Origin of the sequence: Microbacterium deferens (assembly GCF_045517775.1) — a bacterium.
Classification (GTDB): Bacteria; Actinomycetota; Actinomycetes; order Actinomycetales; family Microbacteriaceae; genus Microbacterium.
This window is the reverse complement of record NZ_JBEUWT010000002.1, coordinates 59,315-77,775: the sequence shown is the minus strand read 5'-3', so window position 1 is coordinate 77,775 and position 18,461 is coordinate 59,315. Positions and strand designations below refer to the sequence as shown.

The 18,461-nt window shown below is 69.5% G+C and carries 19 protein-coding genes; 6 read left to right on the top strand and 13 right to left on the bottom strand.

Going from position 1 to position 18,461, the window contains the following annotated elements; translation table 11 throughout:
* Positions 1 to 18 precede the first annotated feature (18 nt).
* From ABTU82_RS10580 to ABTU82_RS10555, 6 genes are all read right to left on the bottom strand, one after another.
* On the bottom strand, positions 19 to 1,449 hold the full coding sequence (locus tag ABTU82_RS10580) for a GH1 family beta-glucosidase (RefSeq protein ID WP_407173401.1): 1,431 nt from the start codon (positions 1,447 to 1,449) through the stop codon (positions 19 to 21).
* Positions 1,446 to 3,677: an alpha-xylosidase gene (yicI, locus tag ABTU82_RS10575; protein WP_116647715.1), complete on the bottom strand. Its 2,232-nt coding sequence runs from the start codon at positions 3,675 to 3,677 to the stop codon at positions 1,446 to 1,448. The genes ABTU82_RS10580 and yicI overlap by 4 nt, the downstream gene beginning before the upstream one ends.
* Positions 3,677 to 4,591: a carbohydrate ABC transporter permease gene (locus ABTU82_RS10570; protein WP_116647714.1), complete on the bottom strand. Its 915-nt coding sequence runs from the start codon at positions 4,589 to 4,591 to the stop codon at positions 3,677 to 3,679. The genes yicI and ABTU82_RS10570 overlap by 1 nt, the downstream gene beginning before the upstream one ends.
* Positions 4,591 to 5,565, bottom strand: a complete 975-nt coding sequence (locus ABTU82_RS10565) for a carbohydrate ABC transporter permease (RefSeq protein ID WP_116647713.1) — start codon at positions 5,563 to 5,565, stop codon at positions 4,591 to 4,593. Before ABTU82_RS10565 ends, ABTU82_RS10570 begins: the two co-directional genes overlap by 1 nt.
* 115 nt (positions 5,566 to 5,680) lie before the next feature.
* Complete coding sequence (locus ABTU82_RS10560) at positions 5,681 to 6,994, bottom strand: ABC transporter substrate-binding protein (protein WP_407173398.1); 1,314 nt, start codon at positions 6,992 to 6,994, stop codon at positions 5,681 to 5,683.
* A gap of 116 nt (positions 6,995 to 7,110) precedes the next feature.
* The gene (locus tag ABTU82_RS10555; RefSeq protein WP_116647711.1) at positions 7,111 to 8,121 is read right to left on the bottom strand and encodes a LacI family DNA-binding transcriptional regulator; all 1,011 of its coding nucleotides are present in this window, start codon (positions 8,119 to 8,121) and stop codon (positions 7,111 to 7,113) included.
* Positions 8,122 to 8,597: 476 nt separating this feature from the next.
* Between ABTU82_RS10555 and ABTU82_RS10550 the strand changes: the two genes are divergently transcribed.
* A complete protein-coding gene (locus ABTU82_RS10550; RefSeq protein WP_407173395.1) occupies positions 8,598 to 9,317 on the top strand; it encodes a winged helix-turn-helix domain-containing protein in 720 nt (239 codons plus the stop codon).
* A 37-nt stretch (positions 9,318 to 9,354) separates the two neighbouring features.
* Here the strand turns inward: ABTU82_RS10550 and ABTU82_RS10545 are convergent, their stop codons facing one another.
* Positions 9,355 to 10,074: an MBL fold metallo-hydrolase gene (locus tag ABTU82_RS10545; protein ID WP_407173393.1), complete on the bottom strand. Its 720-nt coding sequence runs from the start codon at positions 10,072 to 10,074 to the stop codon at positions 9,355 to 9,357.
* Between the two features lie 53 nt (positions 10,075 to 10,127).
* Here ABTU82_RS10545 and ABTU82_RS10540 point away from each other — a divergent pair, with 53 nt between their 5' ends.
* From ABTU82_RS10540 to ABTU82_RS10530, 3 genes are all read left to right on the top strand, one after another.
* Entirely contained in the window at positions 10,128 to 10,694 is a 567-nt protein-coding gene (locus ABTU82_RS10540; RefSeq protein WP_407173391.1) for a TetR/AcrR family transcriptional regulator, read from the top strand.
* Between the two features lie 9 nt (positions 10,695 to 10,703).
* The gene (locus ABTU82_RS10535; protein ID WP_116647707.1) at positions 10,704 to 11,678 is read left to right on the top strand and encodes a DNA-3-methyladenine glycosylase family protein; all 975 of its coding nucleotides are present in this window, start codon (positions 10,704 to 10,706) and stop codon (positions 11,676 to 11,678) included.
* A gap of 101 nt (positions 11,679 to 11,779) precedes the next feature.
* A complete protein-coding gene (locus tag ABTU82_RS10530; protein ID WP_116647706.1) occupies positions 11,780 to 12,001 on the top strand; it encodes a hypothetical protein in 222 nt (73 codons plus the stop codon).
* 5 nt (positions 12,002 to 12,006) lie between these two features.
* Here the strand turns inward: ABTU82_RS10530 and ABTU82_RS10525 are convergent, their stop codons facing one another.
* Together ABTU82_RS10525 and ABTU82_RS10520 are read right to left on the bottom strand one after the other, a co-directional pair.
* Positions 12,007 to 12,450 (bottom strand): GNAT family N-acetyltransferase, encoded by a 444-nt coding sequence (locus ABTU82_RS10525; protein WP_240606890.1) that lies wholly within the window; start codon positions 12,448 to 12,450, stop codon positions 12,007 to 12,009.
* Between the two features lie 9 nt (positions 12,451 to 12,459).
* Complete coding sequence (locus tag ABTU82_RS10520; RefSeq protein WP_407173389.1) at positions 12,460 to 13,401, bottom strand: DMT family transporter; 942 nt, start codon at positions 13,399 to 13,401, stop codon at positions 12,460 to 12,462.
* Positions 13,402 to 13,558: 157 nt separating this feature from the next.
* On the opposite strand from ABTU82_RS10520, the gene ABTU82_RS10515 reads away from it, so the two are divergent.
* Entirely contained in the window at positions 13,559 to 13,879 is a 321-nt protein-coding gene (locus ABTU82_RS10515) for a hypothetical protein (RefSeq protein WP_407173387.1), read from the top strand.
* Positions 13,880 to 14,017: 138 nt separating this feature from the next.
* A complete protein-coding gene (locus ABTU82_RS10510; RefSeq protein WP_407173386.1) occupies positions 14,018 to 14,458 on the top strand; it encodes an SRPBCC family protein in 441 nt (146 codons plus the stop codon).
* 70 nt (positions 14,459 to 14,528) lie between these two features.
* Here the strand turns inward: ABTU82_RS10510 and ABTU82_RS10505 are convergent, their stop codons facing one another.
* The 4 genes from ABTU82_RS10505 to ABTU82_RS10490 all read right to left on the bottom strand — a co-directional run bounded on the left by ABTU82_RS10505 (position 14,529) and on the right by ABTU82_RS10490 (position 18,371).
* Positions 14,529 to 15,884 carry a hypothetical protein gene (locus tag ABTU82_RS10505; RefSeq protein ID WP_407173385.1) on the bottom strand — a complete coding sequence of 452 codons (1,356 nt, stop codon included), beginning with the start codon at positions 15,882 to 15,884 and terminating at the stop codon, positions 14,529 to 14,531.
* The gene (locus ABTU82_RS10500; RefSeq protein ID WP_407173384.1) at positions 15,881 to 16,234 is read right to left on the bottom strand and encodes a PadR family transcriptional regulator; all 354 of its coding nucleotides are present in this window, start codon (positions 16,232 to 16,234) and stop codon (positions 15,881 to 15,883) included. The genes ABTU82_RS10505 and ABTU82_RS10500 overlap by 4 nt, the downstream gene beginning before the upstream one ends.
* A 63-nt stretch (positions 16,235 to 16,297) precedes the next feature.
* Entirely contained in the window at positions 16,298 to 16,996 is a 699-nt protein-coding gene (locus tag ABTU82_RS10495) for a potassium channel family protein (RefSeq protein ID WP_205781251.1), read from the bottom strand.
* Positions 16,989 to 18,371, bottom strand: coding sequence for a TrkH family potassium uptake protein (locus tag ABTU82_RS10490; RefSeq protein WP_407173383.1), 1,383 nt, complete (start codon positions 18,369 to 18,371; stop codon positions 16,989 to 16,991). The genes ABTU82_RS10495 and ABTU82_RS10490 overlap by 8 nt, the downstream gene beginning before the upstream one ends.
* Positions 18,372 to 18,461 lie beyond the last annotated feature (90 nt).

The window sequence follows — 18,461 nt, the reverse complement described above, 5'->3', positions numbered from 1 at the left end:
GGATGCTGCGGCGACGACCTACTCCGGAAGGGTGCCTGTCTTCGCCAGTCGTGCGTACCATTCACCGCTCTGCTTGACGGTGCGCTCGAGGGTGTCGAAGTCGACCCGCACGATGCCGAACCGCTTGGCGTACCCGTAGCCCCACTCGAAGTTGTCGAGCAGCGACCAGACGAAGTACCCGCGCAGGTCTACACCCTGCTGCATGGCCCGGTGCGCGGCCGTGAAGTGGCGACGCAGGTAGTCGAGTCGCTCGGGGTCGGGAACGGAGCCGTCGTCGGCGACCTCATCGTCGAATGCGGCGCCGTTCTCGGTCACCATGAGCGCCTGGTCGGGAAACTGCTCGCGCAGCGACAGCAACAGCTCCTCAAGTCCCTCGGGGGCGATGTTCCACCCCATCGCCGTGTACGGGCCGGGCTGCTCGAGGAATTCGAGCACACCATCGCTGCCGGGCCACGCGGTGCCGCCGGCGACGGCCTTGTGCCCGTCGTTCATCTGACGCGGCGAGACGCCGTCCCACAGCTGCGCCGTCACGGTCGAGTAGTAGTTGACCCCGAGCACGTCGATCGGCTGATGGATCGCCTCCAGGTCGCCGTCCTGCACGAACGACCAGTCGGTGACGGATGCGGTGTCCTCCAGCAGGTCGGCGGGGTACTCCCCGCGCAGCATCGGCCCCGTGAACGCGCGGTTCGCGAGCGCCTCGACGCGGCGCACCGCCTCCGCGGCCTGCGGACCGCGACCGCGAGCGACGTGGAAGTTGAGGGTCACGGAGTAGTCGGGATCGCCCGTCGAGGTGGCGCGCAGCGCCTGCACCGCCCGCCCGTGGGCAAGATTCAGGTGGTGCACGGCGGCGAGCGCGGCGGCGGGTTCGGCGCGCCCGGGGGCGTGCCCGCCCTGACCGTAGCCGAGGTAGGCCGAGCACCACGGCTCGTTCAGGGTCGTCCAGGTGTGGATGCGATCGCCCAGCGCCGCGCCCATGATCTCGGCGTACCGCTCGAAGGCGTCGGCCGTGGCTCGCACCGGCCATCCGCCGGCGTCCTCGAGCGGCTGCGGCAGATCCCAGTGGTACAGCGTCGCGACGGGACGGATTCCGCGCTCGAGCAGTCCGTCGACGAGCCGCGAATAGAAATCGATACCCGCCTGGTTCACCGCGCCCGTACCGGCGGGCACGATCCGGGGCCATGCGATCGAGAACCGGTAGGCGTCGAGGCCGAGATCCTTCATCAGATCGAGGTCGGACTCCCAGCGGTGGTAGTGGTCGCAGGCCACGTCGCCGGTGTCGCCGTTCCACACCCGCCCGGGCGTCTTGCTGAACGTGTCCCAGATCGACGGCAGACGCCCGTCCTCCTGGGCTGCGCCCTCCACCTGGTACGACGCGGTCGCCGATCCGAAGGTGAACCCCTCGGGGAAGACGAGCCCGCTGTCGCGGTAGTCGTCGCTGCCCGCCCTCATCGCGTCACGTCCCCGCGGTCGGCGTGGAACGTCTCGCTTCTCCCGTCGGGAGTGGTCACCATCACTTCTGCCTCACCCTCGCCGCCGGGGAACACCCGGAGGGTGAGCCCGTCGAGATAGTCGTAGTCCGGCCTGTCGGAGCGCGCCCCCCACGGGATGACCCCGCCGGGGCGCACGTACAGCGGGATGCTGTCGAAGCCGTGCGTCTCGCGACGCCATCCTCCCCCATGGACGGTCTCACCCGTGAGCAGAGACGTCCACTCCCCCGCAGGAAGGTAGAACTCCACCTCGCCGGATTCCGAGAAGACGGGCGCGACGAGCAGGTCGGCGCCCAGCATGTACTGCCGGTCGAGATAGGCCGCCGCGGGGTCTTCGGGGAACTCCAGCACCATGGGCCGCATCACCGGAACCCCGGTGGCCGCCGCATCCAACCCCTGCTGGAAGAGGTAGGGCATCAGCCGCATCTTCAACCGCGTGAAGATGCGGGTGACCTCCACGGCCTCGTCGTCGAACTGCCACGGCACACGGTACGACTGCGAGCCGTGGAACCGACTGTGGGTGCCCAGCATCCCGAAGGCGGTCCACCGCTTGAACACCGTCGCGTCGGGGGTGCCCTCGAAGCCGCCGATGTCATGGCTCCAGTGCGCGAAGCCGCTCAGAGCGAGCGAGAGACCGCCGCGCAGGGTCTCCGCCATCGACGGGAAGGTCGAGGTCGAATCTCCTCCCCAGTGCACGGGCATGGTCTGCCCGCCGGCCGTGGCCGACCGTGCGAACAGCACCGCCTCACCCTGACCGCGGGACTGGACCAGCACGTCGTAGACGGCCTTGTTGTACAGATGCGTGTAGAGGTTGTGCATGCGGTCGGGTGCACTGCCGTCGAAGTACTCCACATCGAGCGGGATGCGCTCGCCGAAGTCGGTCTTGAAGCAGTCGACGCCCTGCGCGATGAGGTCGCGCAGCTTGTCCTGGTACCAGCGCGTCGCGTCGGGGTTGGTGAAGTCGACCAGCCCCATCCCCGCCTGCCAGAGGTCCCACTGCCACACCGAACCGTCTGCGCGACGCACGAGGAAACCCTGCGAGGCGGCCTCGGCGAACAGCGGCGAGCGCTGCCCGATGTAGGGGTTGATCCACACCGACACCCGGAGGTCCCGCTCGTGGAGGCGTTGCAGCATCCCGTCGGGATCGGGGAAGACCCGCGGATCCCACTCGAAGTCGCACCAGTTGAACTCGCGCATCCAGAAGCAGTCGAAGTGGAAGACCGACACGGGCAGCTCGCGACGGGCCATCTCATCGATGAACGAGGTGACCGTCGCTTCGTCGTAGTCGGTCGTGAAGCTCGTCGAGAGCCACAGCCCGTACGACCACGCGGGCACGACCGGAGGCCGTCCGGTGAGAGCGGTGTACCGCCCGAGCACGTCCTTCGGGGTCGGACCGTCGATCACGAAGTACTCCAGTACCTCGCCGGGCACCGAGAACTGCACGCGCTCCACCGCCTCCGAGCCGATCTCGAACGAGACATGACCGGGGTCGTTCACGAGCACGCCATAGCCGCGGCTCGAGAGGTAGAACGGCACGTTCTTGTAGGCCTGCTCGCTCGACGTGCCGCCGTCGGCGTTCCAGATGTCGACCGTCTGACCGTTCTTGACGAGGGGGCCGAACCGCTCGCCGAGACCGTAGACGAGCTCGCCGACGCCGAGGTCGAGCTGCTCGTGCACGAACGTGCGGGGGCGCCCGACGGGCGTGCCCGCGCGGGCGTTGCCGACGATGCCCGGGTCGACCTGCGCGTCGTCGGCGAGGGTCATGTACCCCAGCGCCTTCGCGCCACTGCCGGTCAGCCGACGCCCGTTCGACGAGAACGAGAGCGACCACGGGGCCCCCTGCTCGACGCGCGCGACGAGCGATCCGGTGCGCAGCTCCCCGCCGGTGGCGTCGACCACGGTCTCGCCGGCGGACGACTCCCCGGGCAGGTCGAACGAGAGAGGAGCCGCACCGCCGACGTGGTGCGCGATCCGCACGCGCACGACACCCTCGGCGGGCGAGGAGAGCGCGACGGTCAGAGTCGCCCGGTTGAGCGTGTCGCCGCGTCCGGCGATGACCTTGGTGGGGGCCGTGACGACGAGCCCGGGTCCGTCGGGGGTGTCGGCCGTCTCCCAGATGTCGTAGGCCTCCTGGCCATAGAGCGCGGCGACGCCGGGTCGCAGCTGCCAGAAACCATCGGTGAACTTCATTACTTGACTGCTCCTGCGGTGATGCCGCGCGTGAGGGTGCGCTGGAAGATGAGGAAGAAGAGAAGGGTGGGGATGAGCCCGAGCAGGGCCGACGCGCTCGTGGTGGTGACGTCCATGAGCCGGTCGCCCTGCAGCACGCTGATGGCCACCGGAACGGTCTGGTTCTCGTTCGAGACGAGGAACGTCAGCGGGATCAGGAACTCGTTCCACGTCCAGATGAAGAAGAAGATGAGCAGCACCGACAGGGTCGGGCGACTGATCGGGAAGATGACACGCCACAGGATCTTCCACCGGCTCGCGCCGTCGATCGCCGCGGCCTCGAGCACCTCCTTGGGGAACGTGCCGTAGACCGATGCGAGCAGGTAGGTACCGAACGCCGCCTGGATCACGGTGAAGACGATGATCACCGACCAGATGTTGTTGTAGAGGCCGACGGCCTTGAACATGTAGTAGAGCGGGTACAGCAGCGCCTCCTGCGGCAGCAGGTTCGCGAGCAGGAACAGCAGCACGATCCATGAGCGGCCCTTGACGCGCCCGATTCCGATCGCGAAGGCGTTGAGTACCGAGAGCAGCACCGCGAGCACGGCGACGACGCCCGAGATGAAGATCGAGTTCCACACCTTCTCGGGGAAGTTCACGCGCTCCCAGAAGGCCGCGATGCCGTCGAAGTAGAACTCCGTCGGCAGCGCCAGCGGGCCGCCGTTGGAGTAGTCGGTGGGCGACTTGAACGAGTTGACCAAGATCAGGTAGAACGGCGCGACGATGACGATCGCCGCGACGATCACGAACGCGAGCATCAGCCAGTCGACGCCCCGACGCCTGGTCATGCCGCCGCGGGACGTGCCCCGACGAGGGGGCTTCGCGCCGGTCTTCGCGCCCGGCTTCGCCGTGGTCACGGCCATGGTGGCGACCATCACAGACCCGCCCTTTCTTTTCGTTCCGCGGCGTTCTGGCTGCGGATGAACAGCACCGCGACGATGGTGACGACGAGGGTGAGCGCCGTCGCGATCGTCGCGCCGTAGCCGACCTGCTGCGACTGGAAGAACTCGCTATAGGCGTAGTAGGCCGGCACGATCGTCGAGGTGCCGGGGCCGCCGCGGGTCAGGATGTAGACGGGACCGAAGACCTTGAGCGCGGCGATCGTGCTGGTGAGGGCGACGACGTAGATCTCGGGGCGGATGATGCTCACCGTGATCGCGCGGAACCGCTGGAACCAGTTCGCACCGTCGAGTTCAGCCGCTTCGTAGAGCTCGGGGTCGACGCGCTGGAGGGCCGCCATGAAGATGACGACCGGGTAGCCGATCTGGATCCAGACGAGCACCACCATGATGCTGATGAGCGCCGTGTCGGGCGAGCCCAGCCAGTTGTGGGCGAGGGAGCCGAGGCCGATGCTCTCGAGGATGCGGTTGAGCGCACCGTCCTGCGGTCGCAGGATCCATCCGATGACGATGCCGGCGACGGCGACCGGGAGGATCTGCGGCAGATAGTAGGTCGCCCGTAGGAAGCTCGCGAACCGCCCGCCGAACTTGCGTCCGATCACGTCGAAGAGCAGCGCCGCGAGGACGAGCCCGATCAGCGTCGGCACGATCACCATCGCGATGATCATCCAGATGCTGTTGAGGAACGACGTCCAGAACGTCGCATCGCCCATCAGCTCGACCCAGTTGTCCAGGCCGATGAACTCGGGCGGCTTGATGCCGCGCCATTCGGTGAAGCTGAGATAGACGTTCCAGACCAGTGGCACGACGATGATCAGCGTGACCAGCACCAGGCCCGGGACGAGGTACAACCAGTAGGCGGCGCTTGCGCCGCGACCTCGCTGCGGGATCAGCGGTTCTTCAGGGGGGAGTTTCGCCCGCGGCGCGCGGACGAAGGGAACAGCGGTCATCGCCGCCTCCTCGAGAGTGATCGGATGCTTCGCCTCGCCGAGCGCGCTCGGACGGGCGTGCCGCGGGGCGGCGGTTCGGAGGGGCCCTGCCAGGGTGCGGCAGGGCCCCGAGATGTCAACGGAAGTCGTCGACGTACGAGTCGTACTCGGCGCCGAGGTCCTCCTGCACCTGGGCCGGCGTCTTCGTGCCGTTGATCAGTTCCTGCGTCTGCGAGACGAGCACGTCGTAGAACGTGGGCGTCGGCCAGTCGGGGTAGAAGGCCAGCCCGTCGTTCTCGTTGACGGCGTTGAACGCCTGGATCAGCTCGAGGCTCTTCGGATCGGCGATGTCGGCCTCGTCGGCGGCGACGGGGAGGCCGCCGTTGTTGCCGAGAAGCGCCTGGATCTCCGGTCGCATCGTGATGTCGATGAACGTGTAGGCCAGCTCCTTGTCCTGCGCGCGCTCGGGCACCACCCACAGGTTGCCCGACGATCCCAAGGTCATCTCGCTGCCGGGGAACGGGAAGAGCCCGAAGTCGAAGTCCGCGACCTCGTCGACGAAGCGGCCGTACCACCAGCTGCCCGAGACGAAGATCGGCGAGGTGCCGTTGATGAACGACACACCGGCATCCTCGGCCTTCACACCGGTGACATCGGTCGAGAAGTACCCCTTGTCGGCGTACTCCTTGAGCGTCTCTGTGGCGTAGGTGATCTCGTCACCGCTCCAGTCGACGGGGTTCTCGTAGAGCTGGTAGTCGTTGACGAACTGGCGGTCGGCCTGGCTCAGTGCGAGCTGGTACCAGAGCTGACCGATCGGGTATTCCAGACCGGCCTCCGCCAGCGGCGTGACGCCCTGCGCGACGAACGCGTCGAGCACGTCGGTGAACTCCTCGTACGTGGTCGGGATCTCGAGCCCGGCCGCGGCGAACATGTCCTTGTTGTAGTAGACGGTGACGAACTCGCCGTAGTTGGGGATGCCGTACCACGCGCCCGAGCCCATGACGCCGTCTTCGTTGTAGCGCGCGGTCGTCTGCAGGGCGGGGGCGAGCTTGTCGCCCCACCCGTACTCCTCGACGGCCGGGGTGATGTCGGTGAGCAGGCCCTGGCTGGCCAGGAGCCCCGCCGTCGCATTCCCCTTGTTGAACTCCATGAGGTCGGGCGCCTCATCGGAGTTGAGCACCTGGCTCGCGGTCGAGCGGACCTGCTCGAAGCTCTTCTCCTCGAACTCGACCGTCGCGCCGGTCTCCTCTTCGAACACCTTGATCGCCTCGGCCCAGGCGATGCCCATGGCGCTCGTCTGGCTCTCGTAATGCCAGAGGGTCAGCGTGTTGTCGCCGCTGGACTCTCCGCCCGATCCGCCGGCGCAGGCGGACAGGGTCAGGGCGGCCGCTGCGGCGGTGGCGACGGCCGCGGCTGCGCGGCGCGTCGTGATCTTCGTCATTCGTGCCATCGTCGGCACTCCTTTCGTGATGACCCTGGTCTTCGGGACAGGGTTCGTGGTGATTGCCGGAGCCTGTCGAAGCGCTTCGATAAACGACGTGGTTATGCAGTTGTGGTGGTGCGGGATCAGACGAGCGTGGCGACCGTGCCCCGCGACACGTAGGTGGGCGGGACCAGGTAGAGATCGGGGGTGGGCCGTTCGGCCCCGAGGGAGCGCACGGCCAGGTCGACAGCGAGATCGCACGACTCCTGCGGGACGAGCGGGATGGTGTCGACGGGAGTAGGCGAGACCGCGGTGTCGAACGAGGCGCCGATCGCGATCACCGAGAGGTCGCCGGGTACCGACATCCCCCGCTCGGCGACGGCAGCGAGCACGGCGTCGTGGGCCTCGGCCGTGGTGTGCAGCAGGAGAGCCGTCGCCCCCTGGTCGACCAGTTCCAGCGCTGCGCGGACGACCTCTACGAGGTCGGGCATGACGGCGCCCGACGAGCGGAAGTCGAAGTGCATTCCGCGCTCGGCGGCACGCGCGCGGGCTGCCGAACGCACGCGCGGCGGGAAGTTCGACTTCACGTAGGCGATGTCGGTCTGGCCGACGAGTCCGATCCGCCGGTGACCGGCATCGGCCACCCGGTCGACCGCCATCCGCGCGGCGGCTTCGAAATCGAGGTCGACGCACACCAGCCCGTCGCTGTCATCGGGCACGCCGATGAAGATCGTGGGTGTCGCGATGGCGCGCGCCAGCGGCACCCGGTCGTCGTCGGGTGCGACGTCGAGCACGAGGATCGCGTCGACGAGGCCGGATGCTGCGACCCGGCTCATCCCGTCGCGCGCCTGCTCGTCGGTCAGCAGCAGGATGTCGTAGTCGTTGCGCCGCGCGGCGATCGCGGTGGCGAGCACGAACGACATGTGGGTGGGCGCATGCGTGTCGGTGCGTAGCGGCTCGGTGAGGGCGAAGATCTGCGTGCGGCGTCCGGCCAGCATCCGAGCGCCCGCATTCGGGCTGTAGCCCAGCTCGTCAACCGCCCGCTCTATGCGTTCCCTGGTGGATCGCGAGACCGGGCGCTTGCCGCTCAGCGCGTACGAAACGGTGCTGATCGACACGCCGGCGGCCTTCGCAACCTCGTTGATCTTCACCATTCGGACCCCATCGTCTGACCGTCGTGCTCCGGAGAATCTGCCGTCGAAGCGTTTCCGCGAAGCGCTTCGACATGAAATGTAGACCCAGATTCCACCACACGCAAGCCATTTGCAGCAATTGACAACAAATAAACCTCCTCCGACTGGCGCCATGAAGTTGACGCGGATCGGCCGCCTCAGCGATAATCGCCAGCATGACTCTCAACGCACGCACTCTGTCCGCCGTGGAGGCGAACGGAACCGTCGGCATGATGGCCGACCGCGTTGCGATGTGCTGTCGAATGTGTCGCTGACTCGGTGACCCCCGCCAGGACGCCGCTCGACATCTGATCCCCGAGCGCTCGTCCACCGAGACATCGGTCTCGCGTCGATCACGCGTATCCGACCGTCTTGCCACCGGCCCGCACGGCCGTCCCGCACACATTCCGAACCCGCGAGGCTCAGCCCGGGTTCCCACGCAAGGACCTCCACCTCTCATGTCGAACACCGCTCTCCTCGAACGCCCGGCCGCTCAGACCCGTCACCTCCGCGCGGTGACCGGCGGCGAAGCATCCGCCCCCGCCGCTCCCGCACCGCGTGCCGCCCTCCCCGCCGGAACGACTCCGCGCGGCTTCGCCCTCTACGTCGGCCTCGACGAGGCGACCGCCGCGAGCGCGGGCGTCAGCCTGGGTGTGCTCGTCGACGCACTGCGCCGCACCCTGAACGAGCTGGCCCCCGCCGCCGAGACGTATGCGACCGTCGCCCTCGCCCCCGTGGGTGCCGGCGGCCGCGACGTCGACGTCGTGCGCCTGGCACTGCACGAGCCGTCGGCGATCGCCCGCACGAAGGACGACCCCGCCGACGAGGATCGCGCACCCGGCGGCGTCGTGGTCGACATCTCGCGCAAGCGCGTGCTCATCGACGGCGAATCGGCCGCGTTCACGTTCAAGGAGTTCGAGCTCTTGCAGTACCTGGTGCTGCGCGAGGGTCGCACCATCGAGCGCACCGAGCTGGTCTCGTCGCTCTGGGAGGGCTCGACCGACGACGAGGCGCCCGGCGAGCGCACGATCGACGTGCACGTGCGGCGCCTCCGGGCGAAGCTCGGCGCCTACGAAGACATCGTCCGCACCGTGCGGGGGGTCGGCTACCGCTTCGACCGTCACGCCGACGTCGCGATCCGTTACGGCCACGGCACGCCTTCGCCCGACCGCTTCTGAGCAACGCCCTTCTCCGTCGGATGCTGCGGCGCAGGCCTCAGCGTGCGGCGGCCGCCTTCTCGACCGACGCGACCGCGGCTTCGATGCCGCCGCGCCACGGAGCGCCGTGCCCGGGAAGAACCCACGTTGCCCGCGTCGGAAGCAGCGCGCGGAGCGACGCGATCGCCCGATCGGGCTCGTCGGTGAACGGCGCCGGCTGAGCACCGACACGACCCGTGAGCACGTGGCGGGTCGTGAGCGCGTCGCCGACGAAGACGGCGTCGAGGTCGGGGACGTGGACAGCGATGCTGCCGGCAGAGTGCCCGGGGAGCCCGATGATCCGCGGGGCGCCGGGAAGGTCGAGGGTGTCGCCGTCGCGGACGTCGACGGTCTCGGTCAGCCATGTCGTGCGGAGCCCGCCCTTGCGCAGCGAGTACAGCGCGAATCCGGCGGTGGCGCCGAGCTTCATCGACTGCTTCGCGTTCGCCGGCTTGTCCCCGCCCTTGGCCCGCCCGGCGTCATCGGGGTGGATGTACACCGGAACGCCGTGCTCCCGCCGCAGGCGCTCGGCGAAGCCCACGTGGTCGGAGTCGCCATGGGTGAGGATGATGCCCTTCACGTCGCCGAGGCTGCGCCCGATCGATGCCAGCTCCGACAGCAGGTCACGCCAATGGCCGGCGAGACCGGCGTCGATGACCGTCACCCCCGCAGGGGTGACGACGAGGTAGGCGGCGACGATGTCGTTGCCGATGCGATGCAGGCCCGGTTCGAGTTCCATGATGGCTACGCTACATAGCCATCATGGCTATGGTCAATAGCTATACTCGAGGTGTGCCCACTCCCGAACGAACCTCGCTCGACGCGATCGTGCGCGCGGCGAGCGCCCTGCTCGAAGAGGACGGCCTCGCCGGAGTCACGATGCAGGCGGTGGCGCATCGCGTGGGCGTGCGCGCGCCCTCCCTCTACAAGAGGGTCGCCAGCCGCGACGATCTGCTGCAGCTCGTCGCCGAGGCGGCTCTGGTCGAGCTGACCCTGCGCCTCGAGGCAGGTCCCGAGGGTGACGCCAGACGGCTGGCCGACATCCTGCGCGAGTTCGCAACGGAGCGCCCCGCGGCGTTCCGGCTCGTCATGTCACCGGGCGCGGGCGTGCCCGTGGCGCGGCCGCAGTTCGGCGCCGCCGCCAGCGAGCCGATCCTGCTCCTCTCGTCGCGACTAGCGGGCTCGGAGCGAGCCCTCGAGGCGGCGCGCACGCTCACAGCCTGGGCCACCGGCTTCATCTCGATGGAGCTGAACGGCGGATTCAACCTCGGCGGCGACGTCGACGAGGCATGGGACTTCGGGGTGACCACGATCGTGGCGGCGTTGACTGCCGGCCGCGATGTCGCCGACCAGACGTAGGGTGTCGGCATGAGGTCGACCGGGGTGCGCGCACGGTCGAGCGCCCGCGACGGGCGACCGACGCATCCTCGGCCCCGCGAGACCGAGTACCGCCCATCGCACCCGCTCGATCTCGCCCGGGCCGTACTGCCCCAGCGTCACGGGGCCGGCGACCCGACGATGACGACCGCGGGCCCGGTGATCTGGCGCACGAGCCGCACGCCCGACGGCCCCGCCACCCTGGCTCTCCGGGGTGCACCCGACGGTGTCGTGCGCGCCGCCGCCTGGGGGCCCGGCGCCGACTGGGCCCTCGACCAGCTTCCCGCGCTCTGCGGCGCGCACGATGAGCCGTCCGGCTTCGATCCCGGCTCGCACCCGCTGGTCGCCGAGGCTCATCGGCGCAATCCCGATCTGCGCATCGGGCGCACCGACCTCGTCTTCGACGCCCTCGTCAGCGCGATCATCGAGCAGAAGGTGACCGGCATGCAGGCCTTCGCCGCGTGGCGTCGGATCGTCACTTGGTACGGCGAGCGCGCGCCAGGACCCACGCCGAAGCCCATGTTCGTGCCGCCGACGGTCGAAGGCTGGCGCCATGTGCCGTCGTGGGCCTGGCACCGCGCAGGCCTCGAACCTCCGCAGGCCCGCACGATCGTCGAGGCCGCGCGCCGCGGCGACGCGATCGCGCGCGCCGCAGCATCCGCCTTCGATGCCGACGACCGCGAGCGCGTCCTGACGAGTCTGCGCGGGGTCGGACCGTGGACCTCGGCGGAGACACGCATCCGAGCATTCGGTGACCCCGATGCGGTCAGCGTCGGCGACTACCACCTCGCCCATCACGTCGGATACGCCCTCACCGGCTCACGGGTCGATGATGACGGGATGCTGGAGCTGCTCGCCCCGTGGGCGGGTCACCGTCAGCGCGTGATCCGGCTCATCTACGCGAGCGGCGTGATCGAGCCCCGACGCGGCCCGCGCCTGCACCCCGAAGACCACCGCGACCGGTGACCCCCGCTCGATCCTGAACGCACCGGGCCGCCGCCGGTGAGACCCGCCGTCTGTGCCGCAGCCGGTGAAACGGATGCCGCCCTTCGCTCTAAGCTGGGCGCATGAGCGAACCCCGCACCGGATGGCCCCGCGGCCGCACGAACTGGCTTCTCGGAACGGTGCTGGTGCTCGCGCTCGGCGTGCTGTTCGGCATGGTCTTCGGCAACGTCTGGCTCGGTCTCGTGCTCGCAGCCGTCGTCTCCATCGGCTGGCTCATCGCCTACGAGTCCTGGCGCGGCCGCAACTCCGGTGTCAACGACGAGAGCAACGGCATCGAGCTGTAGCGACGCTAGCCCCGACGCATCGGGAGGTGCGGGATGCCGTCCTCGGAGAACGGCTCGCCCGCGACCGCGAAGCCGAAGCGGGCATACCACCCCTCGAGCTGCGCCTGCGCGTCGAGCACGATCGGCAGGCCCGGCGCCCGCTCCTCGCATCGCGCGACCGCGCGCCGCATGAGCTCGGCCGCGACGCCTCGTCCTCGCGCCGCCGCCGCCGTCGCGACCCGACCGATGCGCATCGCGTCGGGCTCGGAGAGCACCCGCAGCGTCGAGACGACATCGCCGTCCGCCTCGGCCCACATCACCTCCGCACCGGGCTCGATGTCGCGCCCGTCAATCTCGGGATAGGCCGCCTCCTGCTCGACGACGAAGACGCCGACGCGCAGCCACAGCACGCGGTAGAGGGCCAGCGGATCCATCTCGGCGACGGGCGCGAGGAGGTAGTCGACGGTCACGCTCCGACGCTACCCTGCGGCGGGGCGGCGTTCGTCGCGACGCCCGCCCGACGGACGCGCGCGGGTGCGCACGGCGATGCCGGCGCACGCGATCACCGCCAGCCCGCCGATCACGGTGAGCGCCGTGATGTGCTCGTGCAGGATGAGCGCCGCCCACGCCAGGGTGAGCACGGGCTGCACGAGCTGCACCTGACTGACCTGTGCCATCGGACCGATCGCGAGCCCGCGGTACCAGGCGAAGAAACCGAGGAACATGCTCACCACCGACAGGTAGGCGAGCGACAGCCATGCCTCCGGCGGCGCGGAGACGGGCGCGGCGGCCCACGCCGATCCCGCCGTGAGCACGATCATGAGCGGCGAGGCGAGCACCAGCGCCCACGACACGGTCTGCCACGATCCGAGCTCGCGCGCCAGCATCCCTCCCTCGGCGTATCCGATCGCCGCGGCGACCACCGCGGCGAGCAGCAGCAGGTCGGATCCCTGCAGAGGAGCGAACGCCCCTCCGTTGAGCGCCGCGAACGCGATGGCGGCGACCGCGCCCAGAGCCGCCGCGATCCAGAACGATCGGGAGGGGCGCTCGCGTCCGCGCACGACCGCGGCGACGGCGGTCGCCGCCGGCAGCACGGCGATGACGACCGCGCCGTGGCTGGCCGATGCCGAGGTCAGCGCGAGGGAGGTCAGCATCGGGAAGCCGACGACCACGCCCGCCGCGACCACGGCGAGCCGGGCCCCTTGCCGGGCCGAGGGCCGACGCTGCCGTGTGACGACCAAGGCGATGGCGGCGAGGACCGCTGCAACCACCGCTCGCCCCGCACCGACGAATACGGGCGGCAGCGCCTCGACGGCGATGTGCGTGAGCGGCACCGTGAACGAGAAGGCGGTCACACCCAGCATCCCCCACCCCAGGCCCCGCGCGAGGGTCGCGGACGATGCGGGGCGTGGGGATGACATCGTCCGAGTGTGCCGGATGCGGGCGATGCCGACCGCGTCGACGGAGGTGGCCACTCGTGCGCCCGTGGCCTTCGTCGCCATCGAACCCGGCGCGCGCCCCACGCCTGCGGCGAGGCGTCTGTGCATCGCGACCCGCCGCGCGTGGTGGGATGGACGGGTGAACGAGCCCTCGACCGCCCTGTCCGTCTCCATCGTCGGCACGCCCGACCTGCCGGGCGAGGCCCTCACGGCGCTCTACCGCACCACGGGCCGTTCGACCGTCGAGCTGCGCCGCGCGATCTCCGTCGCAGAGCCGGTGTTCGTCGCGGAGCTGTTCGGCCCCGACCACATCGACGTCGTGCCGCGCCTGGAGAAGACGATCACGCTGCTCGAGCAGCTCGGGCTCGCCATCGCGATCCACGAGCTGACCGACGGACAGCCCGAGGCCATCTCGCTGCAGACGATGCGCGAGATCATCGACGGCCCGACGACCGACTGAGAGCGGTCGGGTCGCGATCCCCGCGGCACGCATCACGACGACCGGCGGTACCCGCCCTGCGCCGATGCTGCGCCGGCCTGCGACGCGGTGACCCCGCCCGTATCGATCTCTGCCAGGCTGAGATCACGGGAGGGGCGCATGTTCACCATCACCGAGCACATCGACATTGGTCGCGAGCGCGGCGAGGTCTTCGCCTTCCTCACCGACCCCGCGAACCGGGCGCGGTGGGATGCCTCGGTCATCTCCGAGGAGCTGCTGACACCGCCACCCGTGACGGTGGGGAGCGCCATCCGCACGCGGATGAACGTGATGGGTCGGCCCCTCACCTTCGGCTGGCGCGTGACGGCGTTCCATCCGCCGCAGACCATGGCCGCGACGAGCACGTCCGGCACGATGCCGACCTCGCTTCGATTCAGCTTCGCCGAGCATGAAGACGGGTGCCGCGTGACGGCGACGATCGAGGCCAGCCCGGCGGGCATGCTGCGGCTGGTCGAGCCCATCGTGGCGCAGACCGCGTCGTCGACACTCGCCGCGGGCCTGGCCCGCGCCCGCGAACTGCTGGAGTCGGGAAGCTCCTGACGTCGCCATCCGCCGCCTCTGGCTCCTCGAGCCACCCGTCGCGCCGCTGCCGGAGCTGCGCGGCAGCGGGTCAGGCTTGGATCGGGCCTTCGGCGGCACCGGGCGCGGAAAGGCGCGGCGGCGCTGTGCGCGTCACCCAGATCGCGGAGACGAACGCCGCGATCGGCACGAAGAACGCCAACGCCGGCGCGAGTATCGTGCCGAGGAACGAGGCGTACCCGAGTCCGAGCAGCGCGGCGGTGACGATCCGTGCGGCCAGAGGGCCGCGCAGGCGGGCGGCGAGCCACCACGCGACCGCGGCCCCTCCGAGCGCGGCCGACACGGCGAGCGCCGGCGCCATCGCGTTCCACGACGGCGCGTGCACATAGGCCGCGGCGATCGCGCAGAGCGAGGCTGCGAGCAGCGCCAGCGGGCCCCAGGTGGCCGGAGCGTTGCCCCGACGCGCGGAGGCGATCACCACGAACGCGGCGAGCAGGGGGATGCCCGACAAGACCGAGATCGTGATGCCGTGGCCCATCGCCTCCGTGCCATCGGCCGCGCCGGGCGACCACGACGCACCGGTCACCGCGTAGGCGATGCCGAGAAGGCTTCCCGCGAGGCTGATGACCGCGAGACCTCGGGCGAGTCGGAGAGTCCTCACGGGCACCGGCGACGTCGCCTGTCGCGCACGAGCGGCGCCACGTCGGGGACGGAGGAGAGCGAGAGACGCGATCGCGACTCCTGCTGCCGCGATCGTGGGGACCGTGGGCGAGACGAGGGACACGCCCAGGGCAGGCGCGGTGACCACGCCGCAGGCCGCGGCGACGAGAAGAGCGACCCCCGGCCGCATCCCGGCCCGTGCGACGATCGCGCCGAAGAGCGCGGCGACGGCCGCCGCACCGGCCAGCCAGGCAGCGGTGAAGATCGGCACGAAGACGGCGGCGAGACCCGTGGTGGGCTCTCCCGCGTCGGCGAAGTCGAACGCGAGACTCCACGCGATGTACGCGACGAACGCGAGCGAGAACGCGACGAACGCCAGGCCGAGGGCGATGATCGCGCGGGGCGGAGAGACCAGCCCGCGCTGACGCACGATCGCGATCAACCCGAACGCGGCGAGGAGGGGGATCGCGGCCACGGTGAGGAGTGGGAGAAGCCACGACAGACCCGACTCCGTGAGGGGCTCCGTGCCCCAGACCGCGAGGCCGCCGGCGACCGCCGCGAGGAGGAGCCCGGCCAGCGCGGCGCCGAGCGCGGAACGCACGTCCATACGCGTGCCGAGACCGTGCGCGATCACCGACCCTCGTTCGCGCGCAGACGGTCGGTCGCCCCCACGGCTATCGGCCACATCGAGCAGCGTTCCCACCACGACGTCTTCGTTCTCTGCCCGCCAGGCTTTCGGGTACCAGCGCAGCAGGCTCCGGTATCGATCTTCCGTCGACGGGGTCATGCGGGCATCACCATCGAGGCACCCCAGGCCGGCGCGCGTGTCGCCATGCTCGCTCGCGCCGCTCTCGCCGCGCTCTCCATCCGCGTGACTTCCGCGTCGAGTCGCGAAGAGCCGGTCGGCGAGATTCGGAAATATCGCCGAGTGCGCCCGTTGACGACCTCCTCGCCGTCGACGACGATCAGACCTTCGCGTTCCATGCGCTCCAGCGCGGCGTACAACGACGTGACCCGCAGGGAGACGTCACCGCCCGACGCTTCCTCGGTCGCACGAAGAATGTCGTAGCCGTGGCGCCGCTGAGACGCCAACGAGGTGAGGATCCAGAAGACCGGCGGGGTCAGGGGTGCGCTCATGCCAGCGACCATACTCCATGGGGAGGAGTATTGCCATCCGAGGCTTCGGCGGGATGAGACGGCTCAGACGAGCGACGCGAAACGCTCGGTGCGCTCCACGGGCCCGATCACGATGAGGGTGTCACCCTCAGACACGAGCGACGACGCACCCGCGGCATGCCACTGCCCATCCGACGACTTGATCTTGACGACGGTGATGCCGTGGCGCCGACGGACGGCGGACTGCTCGAGGGTCTGCCCGACCATCTCCTGCGGGGCGATCGTCTTGGCGACGACGAGGTCGTTGTCGAACTCGACGTAGTCGAGCATCGAGCCGCGCACCAGGTGCGCCACGCGACGGCCCATGTCGGCCTCGGGGAAGATGACGTGCTCGATACCCAGCTGTTCCAGAATGAGGCCGTGCTGCTCGCTGATGGCCTTCGCCCAGATGGAGCGGACTCCCATGCGCTTGAGGAGCGACGCGGTGAGGATACTCGCCTCGATGTCGGAGCCGATACCGACCACGACTCGATCGAAGTCGGCGACACCGAGCTGGTCGAGCGCCACCTGCCGCGTGGAGTCGGCGCGGACGACGTGGGTCAGCACGCCGTTGAGCGACTGCACGATGTCTTCGTCGGCGTCGATGCCCAGCACCTCGGTGCCGGACCGCGCCAATTCAGTGGCCAGGGCACCGCCGAAGCGTCCGAGGCCGATCACGACCACGGAGGACGCAGAGCCGGGGCGCCCGCGGCGTCGCGTGAAGAGGTGGGTCGACTTATCCAATGATCGGACGCTCCTTCGGGAGTTCGTACTGACGCTTCTGAATGGACAGTGCCAAGGCCGAGCCCAGCAGAACAGGCCCGAGCCTGCCGATGAACATCAGCACGATGAGGATGAGCTGCGCGGCGGGCGGAAGACTCGCGGTGATCCCGGTCGACAGGCCCACCGTCGCGAAGGCCGAGATGACCTCGAACACGACGCGATCGAATCCGTAGGGGCTCATCAGCATGATCGCGAGGGTCGACGCGACCACGAGGGCGAGAGACAGGAGCGCGACGGTCAACGCCTCGCGGTGGGTGGAGCGCGGGAGGCGTTTGCCGAACATGTTGACGGCGGTGTCGCCGCGCAGTTCGGCGATCACGATGAAGAACAGCACCGCGAACGTGGTGATCTTCAGCCCTCCCGCCGTTCCCGCCGGCCCCCCGCCGATGAACATGAGGATGTCGGTGACGAACCAGCTCTCGTCGCGCATCTGCGAGACGTCGATCGAATTGAATCCGGCGGTTCGGGGCATGACGGATGCTGTGAAACCGGCGAGCACGCGGCCTGCCGGGTCGAGCGCACCGAGAGTGGCGGGGTTCGCCCATTCCAGCGCCGTCAGGGCGATGGCTCCGGCCACCAGAAGCACGAGCGTGCCGATGACGACGGTGATGGTATTCAGCGTCCACTTGCGCGGCACGACCAGCCGCTTGCGCAGCTCCATGATGACCGGGAAACCGAGCCCGCCCAGGATGACCGCGGCGCAGATCGGCAGACAAATCCACGGATCAGCTACGAACCCCATGAGGTTGTCGCTGAAGAGTGCGAACCCGGCGTTGTTGAACGACGACACGGCGTGGAAGACGCCCAGCCAGATCGCCCGCCCCGGCTCTTCGCCGTAGCCGCCCCAGAACCGCAGCGTCAGTACGAGCGCGACGACGACCTCGATGGTGAGGGTGATGAGCGCAACACCGCTGAGCACGCGGCGAACGTCGCCGACAGCGACGGTATGCGTCTCGCTGACGGCGGTGAGCCGTGTTCGCAGCCCGAGCCGCCGCGCGACGAGGAGCCCCAGAAGAGTCGCGAGCGACATCACCCCGAAGCCACCGATCTGGATGAGGGCGAGGATCACGACCTGCCCGAACGGCGACCAGAAAAGCGGCGTATCCACGATGATGTGTCCGGTGACGCACAGCGCACTGGTGGCGGTGAAGAGCGCCTCGATGAAGGTCGCCCCGCGCCCCTGCACCGAGATCGGCATCAGAAGAAGCGCCGTTCCGACGGCGAGAACCGCGCCGAACGCGATGGTGATCGCCTGACCGGGCCGGATCCGGGACAGCGCCGTGGAAAATCGAGTGACCGCCATCCGCGCTACCGCGACCCCTTCGGCCATTGCCATCCACGCACAGCCAACGATCTCACGGCTTTCCCTCCGTGTTCGGCGCATCACGCACCTGGCGCGCACCGTGGCGCCCGCAACCCGACGTCA